15 protein-coding genes are annotated in these 15,244 nt (G+C 65.8%); 8 read left to right on the plus strand and 7 right to left on the minus strand.

The window, feature by feature from the left end; all coding sequences use genetic code 11:
* Positions 1-24: 24 nt before the first annotated feature.
* The gene (locus tag L2D00_00880) at positions 25-936 is read left to right on the plus strand and encodes a LysR family transcriptional regulator (protein ID WBQ13257.1); all 912 of its coding nucleotides are present in this window, start codon (positions 25-27) and stop codon (positions 934-936) included.
* Positions 937-940: 4 nt separating this feature from the next.
* Here the strand turns inward: L2D00_00880 and tgt are convergent, their stop codons facing one another.
* Complete coding sequence (gene tgt, locus L2D00_00885; protein WBQ13258.1) at positions 941-2,062, minus strand: tRNA guanosine(34) transglycosylase Tgt; 1,122 nt, start codon at positions 2,060-2,062, stop codon at positions 941-943.
* A gap of 36 nt (positions 2,063-2,098) precedes the next feature.
* Between tgt and L2D00_00890 the strand changes: the two genes are divergently transcribed.
* Both L2D00_00890 and L2D00_00895 read left to right on the plus strand, forming a co-directional pair.
* The gene (locus L2D00_00890) at positions 2,099-3,646 is read left to right on the plus strand and encodes a methylmalonyl-CoA carboxyltransferase (GenBank protein ID WBQ13259.1); all 1,548 of its coding nucleotides are present in this window, start codon (positions 2,099-2,101) and stop codon (positions 3,644-3,646) included.
* A gap of 103 nt (positions 3,647-3,749) precedes the next feature.
* A complete protein-coding gene (locus L2D00_00895) occupies positions 3,750-5,105 on the plus strand; it encodes a globin-coupled sensor protein (GenBank protein ID WBQ13260.1) in 1,356 nt (451 codons plus the stop codon).
* A gap of 1 nt (position 5,106) precedes the next feature.
* On the opposite strand, the gene xseA is transcribed toward L2D00_00895, so the two are convergent.
* From xseA to L2D00_00910, 3 genes are all read right to left on the minus strand, one after another.
* Entirely contained in the window at positions 5,107-6,546 is a 1,440-nt protein-coding gene (gene xseA, locus L2D00_00900; GenBank protein WBQ13261.1) for an exodeoxyribonuclease VII large subunit, read from the minus strand.
* Between the two features lie 139 nt (positions 6,547-6,685).
* The gene (locus L2D00_00905; protein WBQ13262.1) at positions 6,686-7,150 is read right to left on the minus strand and encodes a hypothetical protein; all 465 of its coding nucleotides are present in this window, start codon (positions 7,148-7,150) and stop codon (positions 6,686-6,688) included.
* A complete protein-coding gene (locus L2D00_00910; protein WBQ13263.1) occupies positions 7,137-7,439 on the minus strand; it encodes a hypothetical protein in 303 nt (100 codons plus the stop codon). The genes L2D00_00905 and L2D00_00910 overlap by 14 nt, the downstream gene beginning before the upstream one ends.
* 207 nt (positions 7,440-7,646) lie before the next feature.
* Here L2D00_00910 and purD point away from each other — a divergent pair, with 207 nt between their 5' ends.
* A complete protein-coding gene (gene purD / locus L2D00_00915) occupies positions 7,647-8,939 on the plus strand; it encodes a phosphoribosylamine--glycine ligase (GenBank protein WBQ13264.1) in 1,293 nt (430 codons plus the stop codon).
* 9 nt (positions 8,940-8,948) lie between these two features.
* Here the strand turns inward: purD and L2D00_00920 are convergent, their stop codons facing one another.
* Complete coding sequence (locus tag L2D00_00920) at positions 8,949-9,578, minus strand: ATP-dependent Clp protease proteolytic subunit (GenBank protein WBQ13265.1); 630 nt, start codon at positions 9,576-9,578, stop codon at positions 8,949-8,951.
* 95 nt (positions 9,579-9,673) lie between these two features.
* Positions 9,674-10,408, minus strand: a complete 735-nt coding sequence (locus L2D00_00925; protein ID WBQ13266.1) for a molybdopterin-binding protein — start codon at positions 10,406-10,408, stop codon at positions 9,674-9,676.
* 71 nt (positions 10,409-10,479) lie between these two features.
* Here L2D00_00925 and sfsA point away from each other — a divergent pair, with 71 nt between their 5' ends.
* The 4 genes from sfsA to map all read left to right on the plus strand — a co-directional run bounded on the left by sfsA (position 10,480) and on the right by map (position 14,208).
* Positions 10,480-11,178, plus strand: coding sequence for a DNA/RNA nuclease SfsA (sfsA, locus tag L2D00_00930; protein WBQ13267.1), 699 nt, complete (start codon positions 10,480-10,482; stop codon positions 11,176-11,178).
* On the plus strand, positions 11,175-11,651 hold the full coding sequence (locus L2D00_00935) for an acyl-CoA thioesterase (protein ID WBQ13268.1): 477 nt from the start codon (positions 11,175-11,177) through the stop codon (positions 11,649-11,651). The genes sfsA and L2D00_00935 overlap by 4 nt, the downstream gene beginning before the upstream one ends.
* A gap of 58 nt (positions 11,652-11,709) precedes the next feature.
* A complete protein-coding gene (locus L2D00_00940; protein WBQ13269.1) occupies positions 11,710-13,296 on the plus strand; it encodes a M28 family metallopeptidase in 1,587 nt (528 codons plus the stop codon).
* A gap of 171 nt (positions 13,297-13,467) precedes the next feature.
* Positions 13,468-14,208 (plus strand): type I methionyl aminopeptidase, encoded by a 741-nt coding sequence (gene map, locus L2D00_00945; protein WBQ14478.1) that lies wholly within the window; start codon positions 13,468-13,470, stop codon positions 14,206-14,208.
* A gap of 58 nt (positions 14,209-14,266) precedes the next feature.
* Here map and L2D00_00950 read toward each other — a convergent pair whose 3' ends face one another.
* Positions 14,267-15,199, minus strand: coding sequence for a beta/gamma crystallin family protein (locus L2D00_00950; GenBank protein ID WBQ13270.1), 933 nt, complete (start codon positions 15,197-15,199; stop codon positions 14,267-14,269).
* Between the last annotated feature and the right edge of the window lie 45 nt (positions 15,200-15,244).

The raw sequence follows: 15,244 nt of genomic DNA on the forward strand, positions 1-15,244 counted from the left end.
CGTTTTGAGCCTGACGGAAACCTCATGGATCGCATCGACGCCCTGCGCCTGTTCTCTGCCGTGGCGGAACTGGAAAGCTTCACCCGCGCCGCCGAGCGGCTGGGCCTGACGCCGGGCGCGGCGTCCAAACAGATCTCTGCCCTGGAAGAGCGCATGCAGGCGCGCCTGCTGGAGCGCACCACGCGCTCTGTGCGCCTGACCGACGCAGGCCGCGCCCTGCTCGACCGGGTGCGCCCCTGGCTCAAGGAATACGAGGAGCTGGAATCCGGTCTGGCGCATGAGCATGCGGCGGCCGTCGGCGTGCTGCGCGTGTCTGCGCCGGTGGATTTTGGCGCTCAAAGACTGGTCGCGCCCGTCACCGCCTTCATGAACCGCTGGCCGGCGGTGGAGGTGCGTCTCGACATGACCGACCGCATGGTCGATCTGGTGGACGAGGGCTATGACCTCGCCGTGCGCATCGGGCATCTGACCGATTCCACGCTGATTGCGCGCCGTCTTGCCCATGCGCCCATGGTGCTGGTGGCCAGCCCGGCCTATCTGGCCGGTGCCGGCGCGCCGTCTCACCCGTCCGATCTGGCGCGCCATGATTGCATCATCGACCGCAACCGGCCCGCCCCCATGCTCTGGCGCTTCCACCGTGACAACGAGCCGGCCGAGGTAAAAGTGGCGGGGCGCTTCTCCCTCAACGGCGCCAAGGCGGCCGTCAGCGCCGCCGCCGCCGGCGCGGGGCTCGCCTGCACGCCCGAATGGGCGGCACGCGAGGCCATTGATGCGGGCACGGTCACGGCGGTGATGGGCGGCTGGACGCCGGAGGGACGCGATTTGTGGGCGGTCTATCCGTCCAACCGCTATCTCGCCCACCGTGTGCGCCTGTTCGTCGATCACTTGGCCGATTGGTTCAAGGGCGGCCTGTGCCCGCGTGGCGGCGGTGCCTGATCTCCTAGTCGAAGTCTTCTGCCAGCCTGGCGTGGAACTCACGCCGGAACGCCTCGAAGCGGTTGTCCTCGATGGCACCGCGCATGCGCGCGGTCAGCGACTGGAAATACGCCGTGTTGTGCCAGGACAGGAGCATGGCGCCCAGATACTCGTTCGCCTTGACCAGGTGATGCAGATAGGCGCGCGAATAGTCCCGGCTGGCCGGACAGTCTGACGTCCCGTCCAGCGGGCGGGGGTCCTCGGCGAAGCGGGCGTTTTTCAGATTGACCGGGCCGTTATCGCTCCAGGCCTGACCGTGGCGCCCGGAGCGCGTGGGCAGGACGCAGTCAAACATGTCGATCCCGCGCGCCACCGCCTCCACCAGATCCACCGGCTTGCCCACGCCCATCAGGTAGCGCGGCCGGTCCGAGGGCAGGAACAGCGTGGTGGCGTCGAGCACGCGGCACATCATCTCGAAGCCTTCGCCCACCGCCAGCCCGCCCACGGCATAGCCGTCAAAGCCGATGCGCTTGAGCCCCTCGGCACTGTCGCGGCGCAGATCGTCATAGGTCGACCCCTGCACAATGCCGAAAATTGCCTGGCTCTTGCGCTCGCCGAAGGCGTCGCGGGAGCGCTGCGCCCAGCGCAGCGACAACTCCATCGACCGCGCTGCTGCGTCACGCTCGCACGGATAGGGCGTGCATTCATCGAGCTGCATGGAGATGTCGGCGCCCAGCAGATCGGCCTGGATCTCGATCGAGCGCTCCGGGGTCAGATGATGGGACGAGCCGTCAATATGGCTTTTGAAGGTGACGCCTTCCTCCACCAGCTTGCGCAGGCCCGACAGCGACCAGACCTGGAAACCGCCTGAGTCCGTCAGGATCGGCCCGTCCCAGCGCATGAAGGCATGCAGCCCGCCCAGGCGTTTGACGCGCTCGGCACCGGGCCGCAGCATCAGGTGATAGGTGTTGCCCAGAATGATGTCGGCACCCGCGCCGCGCACCTGGTCCGGGTACAGTGCCTTGACCGTGGCGGCGGTGCCCACGGGCATGAAGGCGGGTGTGCGGATGTCGCCGCGCGGGGTTTTCAACACCCCGGTGCGCGCGCCGCCGTCGACGGCGAGGAGTTTGAAGGGGAAACTGGTCATGAGCGTCCGGTTATCAGCTGGCGGAGACATAAGCCAATGAGTTGGGAAGACGAAATCAGCGAGCTGCGCAAGCGTCAGGCGCTGGCGCGCGGCATGGGCGGACCTGACAAGCTGGCGCGCCAGGCGGCGGCGGGCCGGCTGAATGTGCGCGAACGCCTCGACCTGTTGCTCGATGCGGGCAGCTTCCGCGAGATCGGCTCCATCACCGGGACGGCGCAGACGGGAGAGGATGGCGCGCTCACCGGCTTCACGCCGGCCAATTGCCTGTTCGGGCGCGGCCGGATCGGCGGGCGCACCGTGGCCGTGGTGGCCGACGACTTCACCGTGCGCGGCGGAGCGGCGGATGCAGCCATCATCGAAAAGCAGATCCAGGCTGAAACCATGGCCGGCGAGCTGGGCTTGCCGCTGATCCGCCTGATCGAAGGCACGGGCGGGGGCGGGTCGGTCAAGTCGATCCTCGACATGGGCGCGAGCTATGTGCCGTTCAATCCGGGCTGGGACCAGGTGGTGGCGAACCTGGAGCGCGTGCCGGTGGTCTCACTGGCGCTGGGCCCGGTGGCGGGCCTGGGTGCGGCGCGTGCTGTGTCGAGCCATTACTGCGTCATGGTGAAGGACCAGTCCCAGATGTTCATCGCCGGCCCGCCCGTGGTGGCCGGGATCGGCGAAACGGTCACCAAGGAGGAACTGGGCGGTGCCGACATCCAGCTGGCCGCCGGGGCCGCCGACGACGCCTATGCCAGCGAGGCCGACGCCATGGAGGCGGCGCGCTGGTTCCTGTCCTATCTGCCCGACCGCGCCGGCGAGGCCGCGCCGCGCGGCGCGGTTCATGATGACCCCGCCCGCGCCGATCCGGCCTTGCGCGCCATCATCCCGCGCGACCGGCGCTATGGTTATGACATGCGCGCCATCCTCAAGGCCGTCTGCGACAGTTCCAGCCTGTTCGAGATGGGCCGCCATTTCGGCTCCAGCGTGATCACCGCGCTCGCCCGGCTCGATGGCTGGCCGGTGGCGGTGCTGGCGAGCAATCCCAATGTCTATGGCGGCGGCTGGACGGCCGAGGCCGCCCAGAAGGTCACGCGCTTTGTGGATCTGGCCGAAACCTTCCGCCTGCCGGTGGTGCATTGTGTGGATATTCCGGGCTTTGTCATCGGCACGCGGGCCGAGCGCGCAGGCACGATCCGCCACGGGGCGCGGGCGCTCAGCGCCATCTATCAGGCCAGCGTGCCCTGGTGCACGATCCTGATCCGCAAGGCGTTCGGTGTGGCTGGCGCGGCCATGATGGACCATACCCGCTTCCGCTACCGCTATGCCTGGCCCTCGGGCGACTGGGGCTCGCTGCCGCTGGAGGGCGGCGTGGAGGCCGCGTTCAAGGCCGCGCTTGAGCAATCGGATGATCCCGCCGCCATGAAGGCGGATCTGTCCCGCCGCATGCGCGAGCTCGCCTCGCCCTTCCGCACCGCCGAGCGCTTCTGGATCGAGGAGATCATCGACCCGGCCGAGACCCGCGCCGTGCTGACGGAGTTTGCCGGGATCGCCGCGCCGCTGCGCACACGCGATGCGCCGCAGACGCGCTACAGGCCGTGATCTGGCACCGGATGGCGGTATGACGCTTGTATAACACCCGATTAACCACGTTCATTATATGAATTTACCGAAACCGCACCTGTGTGGTTTGGGGAAGAGTGCCATGATCAGCGACGGACTCGAGACGAGATTTGATTTTCTGAATTTCACTGCGCAGGACCGGACACGTCTGAAGGCGTTGAAACCGATTGTGCAAGCCGCCTTGCCAGATGTCCTGGACGCCTTCTATGCGGACATTGCGCGCCACGAAATAGTCAGCTCGATGTTCACCACGGAGGCTTTGCGGGTGCATGCGCGCGAAAAGCAGTTCGAGCACTGGATGCGGATATGTGAAGCAAGGTTCGACGCCGACTATCTCGCCTCGGTTCGGCGCATCGGCAAGGTTCACGCAGCCCTCGACCTGAAGCCAGAATGGTATTTTGGCAGCTACGCCAAGATCGTCTCCGGCCTGATCGAGGCGATCACCGCGAGCCATTTTTCAGGCATGGGTCTGTTCGGGGCCGGCAAGGCCCAGCGCGATCTGACCGCCGACCTGGATACCGTGACCAAGACCGCCATGCTGGATATGGACCTTTGCATTTCCACCATCGAATCCTTCGCCGAAGAAGCCAAAAAGGCCGAGCGCGAACGGCTGGCCGACGACTTCCAGCAGACGGTCTCTGCAATTGTGGAGTCCGTCGCAATGGCATCAGGACAGCTGGCCGATACCGCGCGGGGGCTGGCTGGAACAGCCGATGCGACGTCCGAGCGATCGGCCACCGTCGCCGCGGCCGCCGAAGAAGCGACAGTGACGGCCGAGACGGTGGCGTCCGCCGCCCAGCAACTGACGGGCGCGATCAAGGAAATCGCCGGGCGTGCGACGGAAGCGGCGGGCGGCGCGGCTTCGGCGCAGTCCAAGGCGCACGAAACCGGGCAGACCATGTCCCGTCTGGCGCACGCCGCCGAAAAGATCGGAGAGATCGTCAATCTCATCGAATCCGTCGCCGAACAGACCAATCTTCTGGCGCTGAACGCCACCATCGAGGCGGCGCGCGCGGGCGAGGCGGGCAAGGGCTTTGCGGTGGTGGCCAGCGAGGTGAAATCCCTGGCAGCCCAGACCGCACGGGCAACCGAGGAAATCTCGTCCCAGATCGCACAGGTCCAGACCGCCGTCAGTCAGGCCGTGGCCGCAATCAGCGAGGTGTCCGGCGCCATTGAACAGGTCAACGGCGTTTCGGCGTCCATCTCGGCAGCGGTCGAAGAGCAGAACGCTGCCACCTCGGAGATCAGCCGCAATACCGACCAGACCGCGAAAAGCGCCAGCAGCGTGGCCCAGACCATCACCGATGTGCTGGCCGGAGCCCGCGAAACCAGTGCAGCGGCGGGTGTGCTGGTCGCCGCATCTGAAGATCTCGGCCGTCAGGCCGGTGAGATGCGCGAGGGCGTGAACCGCTTCCTGGCGCATATCAAGGCGGCGTGACCTAAAACAGATTGCCCTGATCCGCCGCAGGCGGCTTGGGTTTCGGTTTGGCCTTGCGGGCAGGTGGCGCGGGCGGCAGGTTTGCCGCCGGTGCCTCGCCGCCAATCACCGCGCCGCGCTTGGCGTCCTTGAACTCCAGCGTCACCGCATCGCCGTTCTTCAGCGCAGACGCGGTACGCACCAGCTTGCCGTTCGCGTCGGTGACCAGGGCAAAGCCGCGCGCCAGAACGCCTTCATGGGACACCGAATTGAGCCGGGCGGCGAGCCCGTCCAGCGTGCGCTTGCGGTCGGTGAGGGCACGGGTTTGCGCTGGCCGGAGCCGCGCCGTGAGGCGGTCGAGCCGCGCCCTCTTGTCCGAAATATCGCGCGTCAGCGCTGCGGGGCGCAGCCGTCCGCTCAGCCCGTCCAGGCGCCCGCGCACGCGCTCGATACGCAGGCGTGCGGCGCTGTCGAGACGGCCTGACGCATAATCCAGCCGCTGGCGCGCCTCGCCCAGCAGCGTGTCGGGCCGGGGCAGGGCGCGCGCCGCCGAGCGCAAATCTGCGCCCTTGCGGTCGACGAGGCGGGTGAGGGCGCGGGTGAGGCGTGCGCCCAGGGCGCTGTTTCGCTCGGCCAGTTCGCGGCGCACCGGCACGGCGATCTCGGCCGCGCCCGTGGGCGTCGGCGCCCGCCGGTCAGAGGCGAAATCAATGAGCGTGGTGTCGGTCTCGTGTCCCACCGCCGAGATGAGCGGAATGCGCGAGGCGGCCGCCGCGCGCACCACGATCTCCTCGTTGAACGCCCAGAGATCTTCCACCGACCCGCCGCCCCGCGCCACGATCAGCACGTCGGGCACCGGCACGCGCCCGCCGGGCTCCAGCGCGTTGAAGCCTTCAATGGCCGCCGCGATCTGGCCGGCGGCCTGCTCGCCCTGCACCAGCACGGGCCATAAGAGGACATGGACCGGGAAGCGGTCCTCCAGCCGGTGCAGGATATCGCGGATCACGGCCCCGGTGGGCGAGGTGACCACGCCGATCACCCGCGGCAGGAACGGGATGGGGCGCTTGCGCTCGGGCGCGAACAGGCCTTCAGCCGCCAGCGCCGCCTTGCGCGCTTCGAGCAGCGCCATCAGCGCGCCCGCGCCCGCCGGCTCCATGCGCTCGATGATCAGCTGGTATTTCGACCGGCCCGGGAAGGTGGACAGCCGCCCTTCGACAATCACCTCCAGCCCCTCCTCGGGCCGGAAATTCAGGGTGGAGGCGAGGCCCTTCCACATCACGGCGTCGATGACTGCGCTCTCGTCCTTCATGTCCAGATACACATGGCCGGACTTGGCAATGATCACCCGCCCCAGCTCACCGCGCACCCGCACATGCCCATAGGTCTCCTCCACCGTCCGCTTGAGCGCCCGGGCGAGCTCGGAGACGGAATATTCGTGCACGTTGGAGGCGGGTTCGGTCATGGACGACTCACTGGCGCTGAAGCGTCAGCCTAGCGGCAGAGGGGGGAAGGGTGAAATGGGGCGGTCAGGGAGGTCGTCCCGCTGGATGAGTTCAGGAAGGGCTGTCCTTGACGGCGTGGTCAGGCTCGGCTCGCCATCGCTATCTGTGTTTAAAGAGCACAAAAGCTGCGAATGCGCGCCGGTCCCGAATGGGCGCATTTTCAAAGTCTGTAATGGTCTGGTGCGCCTGTGCCAGGTCGAGCAGAACTTCCGACTTGTATGTCCTGTAAGTGGGGTCGTAGTCGGCTGAATGCCGCTTTTTCTGCATGGTGACGAAGAAATTTGCAAAGTCCTGGATATCTCTCGGGAAGGCGGAAATCGCGCTGTTCATACAATTATTTTTGCAAACACCGTGATCCAGCGCGCGATAGGTCTGCTTCCAGGCGTCCCCGTTGCGCGCCGCTGTTGTGGCGCCGATCAGCAAGTCGGCGTTGTGGCGGGCCAAGGTATGGAAAACGGCGTAATAAACTGTGCTCACCGCCCTCAACAGATTTGACTGGCGCGGCTTCCTGTTTCCGGACTGCACAAGGCCCTCAGCGGTCGACAGGAGATCAAGCGGTTTCACGGATCAGTCTGCCCGCATCGCCCTTGGAGACGAATGAGAATACCGGGAAGGCGGTTTCACCGATCTCCATCAGGCGCGGCCGCACATGGCGAACCGTACCGGAGAGCTGGTGGGGGTCGATGTCGCGGGCGCGGCCGTCAAAAATCACGGTGATGCGCAGAACCTTGTCGCCATCGTGATCGGTGTCGCGTTCAAATTTGAAGTCAACAATATTCACACGCAGAAAGTCGCGGTTCAGCGCTTCGCTGACCACCTGCCGGATGCGCTCCATATTGCCATCTGCATTCATTTTGCATCACTTGCGCGCAAGCCTGAACATACAGTCAATTGTATGGATTAGGCTCGGCCATGACAAGTGGCTCCAATCGTCCAGTCTTGCCACGGCGGGTACCGTCCTGCCGGCTTTTCGAAGGTGAATCCGCCCGCGCACGCTGGTCGACAGGCGCGCGCCTGCGCCCTATCACGTCGGCGTTGAAACGCCTTCGGAGCATGCCTCATGAACATCCTCATCATCGGGTCGGGCGGGCGCGAGCATGCGCTGGCCTGGAAGATCGCCCAGAGCCCTCTGACGGAGGTGGTCTGGTGCGCGCCGGGCAGTCCGGCCATGGACCAGATCGGCCCGTGCTTCGATGTGGCCGCCGACGATGTGAAGGGGCTGCACGATCTGGCGCTGCAGCTGGAGCCGGACCTCATCGTGATCGGTCCCGAGGCGCCGCTGGCGGGCGGGCTCGCCGACGGGTTGCGGGCGCGCGGATTTGATGTGTTCGGCCCGGGCGCCGAGGGCGCGAAGCTGGAAGCGTCGAAGGGTTTTGCCAAGGATTTCATGGCGCGTCTCGGCGTGCCGACCGCGATGTACCGCAAAGTGACCGATCTTGTCTCCGCGCGCGCGTTTTTTGACTCGCTCCCGCCGCCTTATGTCATCAAGGCGGACGGTCTGGCAGGGGGCAAGGGTGTGGTCATAGCGCCAGATGTCGACACCGCTATCCACGAAGCCGGGGCGATGTTGTCCGGCAAATTCAGTGGCGCGGGCACCGAGCTTGTCCTCGAGGAATTCATGCACGGCGAGGAGGCGAGCGTGTTCGTCCTCACCGACGGCGTCAACCGTCTGACCCTGCCCGCCTGCCAGGATCACAAGCGGCTTCTGGATGGCGATGAGGGCCCGAACACAGGCGGCATGGGCGCCTACGCCCCCGCCCCGATGATGACGCCGGAGCTCCTCAAAGAGGTGGACGAATCCATCGCTGCGCCGATCATTGATGCCATGGCGCAGGCCGGTTTCCCTTATCAGGGCGTCTTGTATATCGGGCTGATGATCACGCCGGAGGGGCCAAAAGTCGTTGAATTCAATGTGCGTTTTGGCGATCCTGAATGTCAGGTGCTGATGATGAGCCTGGCCGATGACATCGTCCAGGCCCTGCTCGCCTGCGCGACGGGGGGCATGCCCGCGCGCGATTTCGCCCGGCTCCTGCCGCAGCTCGACGAGGCGCGCCCGGCAGCCTGTGTGGTGATGGCCAGCCAGGGCTATCCGGCGTCTTACGAAAAAGGTTCGGTGATCAAGGGACTTAAGGCGGCCGGCGCGGTGGAGGGCGTGATGGTGTTTCACGCCGGAACCGGCGTCAACGATGAGGGCGAATGGATCGCCGCCGGCGGGCGTGTGCTGACGATCACCGCGGCGGGCGACACGCTGGAACAGGCCGTGTCGCGCGCCTATGAGGCGGTTGATCTCATCGACTGGCCGCAAGGCGTGCACCGCCGCGACATCGCCTGGCGCGCGCTGGCGCCAGGCTAAGCCCTTAATTTACCGCTTGATTTCGTCCTGGCGCGAGACGATTTTGTGGCATAGCCCGTACTCCACTGCGCCCTTGGCGGTCAGCCAGAAATCGCGGTCGGTGTCTTCCTCGATGCGGGACAAAGGCTGGCCGGTGGCGTCGGCGAAAATATGGTTCAGCCGGTCGCGCATCATGCGCATCTCGCGCACCTGGATCTCGATATCGCTGGCCGGTCCGCCTGCGCCGCCCGAGGGTTGGTGCAGGAGGAAGCGGGTATTGGGCAGGCAGTAGCGGTCTTCCTTGTCGGCCGCCACGAAGATCAGCGCGCCTGCACTCGCCACCCAGCCCGTGCCCAGCACGATCACACGCGGTTTCACGAACTTCATCGTGTCGTGGATCATGTCGCCTGATTCCACATGGCCGCCGGGCGAGGAGATCACCATCAGAATGGGGTCATCGCTCTTGGCCGCCAGGGCGAACAGCTGGGCGCACACGCTGCGCGCCACCTTGTCGTTGATGCCGCCGGTGATCAGGATGGTGCGGCTTTCAAACAGCGCCTTGCCGACATAATCGCTGGTCTGGGGCGCGTTCTTGTCCTCGCGCTCGTCCTCATCTTCGTCATCATTGCGAATCAGGCGGTCATCGAACGCGTAGGCCATGGCCAATCCTCGTCATATCAGGAGTGCGCACCCGCTGCCGGGCACCAAGAACTTTGATGGAAAGCCTAGGCTGCACGTTCCGGTCCGGCAAGGCGTCAGCCCAGCGCTTCCAGCTGGCCGCGCAGGTAGTCCAGAAAGGCCTGGTCACGGCCGCGCGCCACCAGCACCACGCCGCGGCGCAAGGTTCCGCCATCATCCTCGAACCAGGGATAGGAGCCGAAGGAGACTTCCGGATGCTCCCCGGCCAGCGCTCCCAGCGCCTGCGCGATATCCCCCTCGCGCACGTCTTCCAGGCGCACCGACACCGTATGAGTGACCGGCCCGCCCTCAATCCGGTGCGCCACATCCTCCAGCATGCCGCGGGTGATCTTCGGGACGCCCGCCATCACGAACACATTCTCGATCTGAAAGCCCGGCGCGCCGGTCACCGGATTGTTGATCAGGCTTGCGCCCACAGGGATTCGCGCCATGCGCAGGCGGGCGTCGGTGATCTGCGTCCCGGAGCGCGCATACCAGTGCTCCAGGATTTTGCGGGCATCCTCACGCACATCGATGGTGCGCCCGAAGGCGACGGCCATGGCGTCGGCGGTGATGTCATCATGGGTGGGTCCTATCCCCCCTGTGGTGAAAACATAATCATACGCCGCTGACAGGGCGCGCACCGCCGCTATGATCGCATCCTGATCGTCCGCCACCACCCGCGCTTCCTTGACCGGCACGCCCAGCGGCTGCAAAAACTCGGCGATCTGCTTCAGGTTGGCGTCCTGGGTGCGTCCAGACAGAATCTCGTCCCCGATCAACAGGACCGCTGCGCTGACATCGGACTTCATGACACCATCCTCACTTGCCGGGATCGGGCAGGGGATTATGGTCCGCCTGTCCCGCTGCGCCAGAGCCGATCATGCAATTGCCGCCCCTGACTGAAGCCCGATTGCTGCGCCGTTACAAGCGCTTCCTGGCGGACGTGGAGATTCCGGGCCAGGGGCTGACAGTCGTGCACTGCCCCAATCCCGGGGCCATGACGGGCCTGGCGCTGCGCGGGGCGCGTTGCTGGCTGTCTCATCATGAAAGTCCGGCACGCAAGCTTGCCTGGACGCTGGAGATCGTCGAGGCCGATGACGCGCTGGTGGGCATCAACACCAACACACCCAACGCCCTGGCTGAAGAAGCGATCCGCTCCGGCGTGATTGAAGAGCTGGCGGGCTATGACTCCATCCGGCGCGAGGCGGCGGCGGGGGAGGCCTCCCGGCTGGATTTCCTGCTCACGGGCGAGGCCTGGCCGCGCACCTGGGTCGAGGTGAAGAACGTCCACCTGATGCGCCAGCCGGGACTGGCCGAGTTTCCCGACAGCGTCACGGCGCGCGGTGCCAAACACCTTACCGAGCTGGCGTCTCTGGCGCGCAAGGGCGAGCGGGCGGTGCAGCTCTTCATCATCCAGCGCGGCGACTGCAACCGCCTCATGCCCGCCGCCGATATCGATCCCGCCTATGCAGCAGCGCTCAAGGCAGCGCATGGGGACGGGGTGGAAGTGCTGGCCTATGCCTGCGAGATCACGCTGGAGACGATCACCGTGACGCGCGCGATCGAGGTGGTCCTGTGACCGCCTGGGATCTGCCGTCACCGTTCATCCATCGCATCACCGCGCAGGCGGGCGATATCGACATTTTCGGGCACGCCAATAACGCGGCCTATCTGCGATGGGCGGACGAGACTGCCTGGGCGCACTGGGAGGCGGACGGGCTGACGCGTCAGCACTGTCTGGACGCGGATCGTGGTATGGCAATCGTGCGCACCGAAGCCGACTATCTTGGCCATATCCGCGCGGCTGAGGCGCTCGATTGCGCAGTCTGGATCGCGCAATCCGACGGGCGGTTGCGGGCCGAACGCTGGTATCAGTTCCGCCGTGGCGCGACAGGCGAGACAGTGTTCCGGGCCGTGACGAAGCTCGTCTGCTTCCAGCTCTCCACCGGCCGGCCCGCGCGCATGACGGGGCCGTTCGCGGCGCATTACGCGGTGCCGGAGCCGGAACTGGCCGCTGCCGCCGGCGCATTCATGACGCATTTGACACGTTGAGACCGGCGCGTGCCTGCCTATAGTGCGCGCGAATTGAACATGCCTTGGAGGGGTGGTCGTGCGTAAAGTCTTTATCTGCGCTGCAGTTTTGGCAGTTTCGGCCTGTTCGGTCAGCCAGGAGCCGGCCCGTCCGGCTCTGGAGGTGACCCCCGGTGCCATCGAGGCGCATATCCGCTTTCTGGCTGATGATCATATGGAAGGCCGCGAGGCCGGATCACGTGGCTATGCGCTGGCCACCAATTATGTCGAAGCGCAATACCGCCTGATCGGGCTGGAGCCCGGCGGACTTGAAGGCTATCGCGCGGCCGTGCCGCTGCAGACCCTGACACCGCTGCCCGAGCAGGCCGAGATGCGCATTGATGGCACCGCCATGGTGCCGGGTGACGACTTCATCGTCGGGGCCCATCCCGCCCATGGCCATAGCACGGTGGAAGCCGGAGCCGTATTCGTAGGCTACGGCCTTGTCGCGCCGGGTCTGGGCCTGGATGCCTATGACGGGCTGGATCTTGATGGCCGGATCGCGGTTGTGCTGGCCGGAACCCCGGCAGGCTTGCCGTCCGACGTGGCCGCCCACCTCAATAATCCGCGCACCAAGGCCGAATTTGCCGCGCAGGCCGGGGCGGTGGGGCTCATCGTGATCCCCGCCGAAGGCCTGACCCGCTGGTCCTTCCGCCGCATGGCCCCGATGGCGGGCCGGCCCTCCATGACCACCGCTGCCGCCGCAGCGCCGGAACAGATCCGCGTCATCGCGTCCGTTTCCGATGAGACCGCGGCACAATTGTTTGCCCGCGCTCCGCAGGATTTCGAAACGATGGTGGCGGCGGCCCGCAATGGCGACGCGCTGACGGGGTTTGATCTGGGCGTCTCTGTAGCCCTGTCTCAGGGCACGGCGCGCGAAACCATCCATGATGACAATGTGGTGGGCGTGCTGCCGGGCAGCGACCCGGCGTTAGCCAATGAGGCGGTAATCGTCACCGCGCACCTGGATCACACCGGCATCTGCCGCCCGATGGAGGACGATTCCATCTGCAATGGCGCGCTGGACAATGCGTCAGGCATCTCGGTGATGCTGGAGACAGCGCGTGCGCTGGCATCAGGCCCGCGCCCGGCGCGCCCGGTCGTGTTCATCGCTCTGGCGGCCGAGGAAAAGGGCCTGCTGGGTGCCGCTCACATCGCGTCCAACCCGACCCCGGCCATGGGCCGCATGGCGGCGAACGTCAATCTCGACATGCCGGTCATCCTCTATGAGTTCAACGACATGATCGCGTTTGGCGCCGAGCACTCCACGCTGGGCCCGATCGCAGAGGCCGCGGCAAGCAGCCGCAATGTGCGCCTGTCGCCCGATCCCATCCCGGAGCAATCCCTGTTCGTGCGATCGGACCATTATCACTTTGTGCGCGCCGGCGTGCCCTCGCTTTTCCTGATGACGGGCTTCTCCAGCCCCGATGAGGCCGATGACGAGGGGCGCGGTTTCCTCGGTTTCCTCAGCGGCAATTATCACCAGCCCGGCGACGATCTCAGCCAGCCGCTGCGCTTCGACCAGGGTGCGAAATTCGCCAATATCAACCTGGCCATTATCCAGGCCATTGCGAACGCGCCGGAGGCCCCGCGCTGGAATGCGGACAGCTTCTTCGCAGGCGAGTAGCGGCGCTACCGGTTCCCTCAGCCCTCGCTTTTGAGTATATCAGCGCCACACAAAGTGGAGCCTGAACGCGTGAACGACGGCGGACTGGATATCGATCTGGACTTGGACCTGGACGCTGCACCGCGGCGCGACGGTCAGATCAAGCGGCATGCGCCGGCTGATTTCGAAGGCATGCGCAAGGCTGGCCGGCTGGCCGCGTCGGCGCTGGACATGCTGGTCGATCATGTGCGGCCCGGCGTCACCACCGAGGCGCTGGATAATCTGGTGCGCACGTATTTCCTGGAGCATGGTGCCAAGCCGGCGACCCTGTTTTACAAGGGCTACACCAAGTCCAGCTGTACCTCGATCAACCACGTGGTTTGCCACGGTATTCCCAACGAGAAGCCGCTCAAAGACGGGGATATCGTCAATATCGATGTCACCTGCATTCTCGATGGCTGGCATGGCGACACCAGCCGGATGTTTCCGGTGGGCGAGGTGCGCCGCAAGGCCGAGCGCCTGGTGGAAGTGACCTATGAGGCCATGATGCGCGGCATCGCCATAATCCGCCCCGGTGCCACGTTTGGCGATATTGGCTGGGCGATCCAGTCCTTCGCCGAAAGCCAGCGCTGCTCCGTGGTGCGCGATTTCTGCGGCCATGGTATCGGGCGGCTGTTCCACGATGCGCCGAATGTGCTGCACTTTGGCGAGGCCGGTTACGGTCCGGTGCTCGAAGAAGGCATGTTCTTCACCGTCGAGCCCATGCTCAACGCGGGCAAGTCGGGCGTGAAAGTGTTGTCGGACGGCTGGACAGCGGTGACCCGCGACAAGTCCCTGTCCGCCCAGTTCGAGCACACGGTCGGCGTGACGGCGGACGGGGTGGAAATTTTCACGCGCTCGCCCAAAGGTCTCGACTGCCCGCCCTGGCGCTAGGCGTCTTTCACAGACACACGTCCGGGCGGAGCGCCAAGCACTCCGCCCGTAACCTGTCCTAGTATGTGCAAAGCACGTCGATCAGAACCGTCCCGCCCTGCTGGCGGCGGTTGTCACCCAGGTGAATAACCGGTCCACGCCAGGGCTCCGAGGAGAACCAGGTTGCCCGGCGCATGCCGGCGCGCTGACACATCTGGTCTGCTGCAGGCTGACCACATAGTGATCCGGGTGTGATGCAGGCGGCCACCGCTGCGCCCTGGGTTTCGGGGCGCGCGTAGAAGCGCGACGACACCCCTTGCGTTGCCCCGTCAATACCGCCTGGGTAGGCACCCCAGCCTGGAGCGCCGCCGCCCCAGCCGGGATCGGGTTGGCTGTGGGGCAGGCCGTCCGGTGTGGCGGAGCTGATAATGCCCTGCATGCGGAACCGGGCGAGATCGCCGCTATTGCGGTCCAGCTCCACGCAGCGTCCCCGGTAACTGGCGTGTTCGCACAGCGTCCAGCTGCCCGAATGCACCTCCACCGAGCGCGCCATGTCATTGAAATTGATCCGGGTGAAATTGTCTTCTGGCCGCGTCAGCGTCACAGCGCGCCCTGTATAGTCGGGGCCGGACCAGAAGGTGACACCCTGGCGCGAATCCGGGCGCTGGCGGTGGACGGCGCGCACCGAGCTGATCTGGCTGTTCAGCCGCCCCGTGAACTGTGCGACATCGCTGGTCAGCGACACACATGTCCCGCGATAGTCGGCATGCTCGCACACATCCCACTGGCCGCCCTCGACCCGGGCTGAACTGGCTCGGTCATTGAAGTCGATCCACGCGAAATTGGGCGCGTCACCATCAATCCGGATTGAGCGGCCCTGGAAATTGGCATGCTCATAGAGGACGATGGCCGGCCGGTCCGGGCCGCGTCCCCCCCTCTGGGCATCAGCTGCGCTGGTCGCGGCGAACACCACAGCAGCGGCTGCGGCGCAAAGGCGCATGAGTGTGAACATGATCGCTCTCCTGTCTGGTCAACAGGCGCGAGCAAGCCCCAGCCC

It is taken from the genome of Hyphomonadaceae bacterium BL14 (genome assembly GCA_027627705.1).
GTDB lineage: Bacteria > Pseudomonadota > Alphaproteobacteria > Caulobacterales > Maricaulaceae > Oceanicaulis.